This is a genomic window from Micromonospora mangrovicola, assembly GCF_047200535.1.
GTDB lineage: Bacteria > Actinomycetota > Actinomycetes > Mycobacteriales > Micromonosporaceae > Micromonospora.
On record NZ_JBJZOG010000216.1, the window covers coordinates 1 to 2,192 of the forward strand.

Below are 2,192 nucleotides of genomic sequence, written 5' to 3' on the forward strand. Positions count from 1 at the left end.
TTCAGGCGGAGCCGAGTGCGCCGTGAGGCGCTGTTGATTCGAGTGGAGGTGAGAGACCTTCACCGCCTGCCCTGTCGCAGCAGGGAGGTGGAGCTGAGGGCAGCTCGACCCGGGTGACGCCGGGGAGGGTGGCAAGCGGCCCTGACAAAGCCAGGTCGTGCCAGTACTGCCAGATGGTGCGGGCCTGGCGAGCGGGACGGAAAGGAGTACGCGAGGAACCGGCGTTTACGTCTCTCAAGCGTGTACCGGCTCGAACCTGGTGGATATGGGCCGGGAGCGGTGCGTACCTGTCCGGATTGTTCGGATGGGGAACTCCTGGGCTGGGCTTCGGCGACTGGCCGGGAGATCACGGTGAAGTGCTGCGGGGTAGCCGTGGTGATGCCGCAGGGACCGAGTCGGGCTCCTCCTTCGTCAAGCGAATCACAGTGAACACGGGAACCATCCCGGTCCTGCCCACGGCCGCGCGTCCGGTGCGGTTGGTTGGGCTGGGCGCGTCGACCGTCGACTGGTCCGGGGTGGGACGGAGCCGCCGTAGTACTCCGAGCCGGGGAAAGCCCGCGCACATGGGGAAGGGCGGCAGCGGTTTCGAGAAGGGAAGGAGGCTGCAATGCCGCAAGACGCGCCGCCGAATGGCAGCGCACCCGATCAGACGCCCGTTGGGCCGTGGTCGCGGGTAGCGGAGATGCAGGCCAAGCTTCACCGTTGGGCGGCGGCCGATCCTGACCGCAGGTTCGACGACTTGTTCAACTTCGTGTACGACCCGGCGACGCTGATCGTGGCGTTCGACCGGGTCGCGGGCAACCGAGGCGCCAACACTCCCGGCATCGACGGCCTGACGGCCGCTGAGGTCGAGACCGTGGTGGGCGTGCCCGGGTTCCTGGACGACATACGCGGCCAACTCAAGGCCGGCACGTTCCGGCCGCTTCCGGTGCGGGAACGCAAGATCCCGAAACCGGGCGGGTCGGGGAAGGTGAGGAAACTTGGTATCCCCACCATCACCGACCGGGTCGTCCAGGCGGCGTTGAAGCTCGTGCTGGAACCCCTCTTCGAGGCGGACTTCATGCCCGTCTCCTACGGGTTCCGGCCGATGCGACGGGCGCACGACGCGGTCGCCGAGATCCAGCGCTACGGCACCAAGGGATACCAGTGGGTGCTGGACGCCGACATCGAGGCGTGCTTCGACTCGATCTCGCACACGGCGCTGATGGACCGGGTGCGGGCCAGAGTCAAGGACAAGCGCGTGCTCGCGTTGGTGAAGGCGTTCCTCAAGGCCGGGGTTCTCACCGAGACCCGCCGGCACGAGGACAGCTTCACCGGCACGCCGCAGGGAGGAATCCTGTCCCCGCTGCTGGCCAACATCGCCCTGAGCGCACTCGATGAGCACGCGCACGGGCCATGGTTGGAAGGCGGCACGATGAGCACTCCCAGCCGACGCGCCCGACGTCGAGCCAAAGGCCTGCCGAACTGGCGGATCGTTCGCTACGCAGACGATTTCGTCATCCTCGTGCACGGCACCCGCGCCGACGTCGAAACCTTGCACGAAGACATCGCAGCCGTGCTCGCTCCGCTGGGTCTGCGACTGTCGCCGACCAAGACCCGGATCGTGCACATGAGCGAATCGCTCGACTTCTTGGGGTTCCACATCCAGTGGCGCCGTAAGCGAGGCACGAGCAAGTGGTACGTCTACACGTTCATCGCCGACCGGCCCATCCGGTCGTTGAAGGACAAGGTCCGTGCCCTGACGAACAGGTTGTCGCAGCAGCCGCCCGGGGACGTGCTGATCCGGCTCAACCAGATCATGCGCGGATGGGCCAACTACTTCCGGCACGCAGTCTGCAAACACACCCTCGACGCCCTGGAGAACTTCGTGTGGCACCGGGTGATCCGATGGTGGATGCGACTACGCCGCTGGAGGTGGAAAGACGTCCGCCGTCGCCTTATCGGCCGCAACGGCCAGTGGACACGACCAACGGCGGACGGGATCGAACTGTTCAACATCGCATCAGTCCCGGTCACTCGGTACCGGTACCGCGGCAGCAAGATCCCCAACCCCTGGGCAGCACCCAACCACGCCTAACGGCAGAAACCGTGGAGAGCCCGCTGCCGGGAGACCGGCACGGCGGGTTCGGCGAGCGGCCTGGGGAAACGGACCGGGAGCAATCCCGACACCGCGCCCCAGGCCGACTCAACCA

The 2,192-nt window shown here is 66.7% G+C and carries 1 protein-coding gene; it reads left to right on the forward strand.

Annotated elements, in window-relative coordinates:
• Window positions 1-607 precede the first annotated feature (607 nt).
• Entirely contained in the window at window positions 608-2,077 is a 1,470-nt protein-coding gene (gene ltrA, locus ACL02O_RS34055) for a group II intron reverse transcriptase/maturase (protein WP_412822293.1), read from the forward strand.
• The last annotated feature ends 115 nt before the right edge of the window (window positions 2,078-2,192 follow it).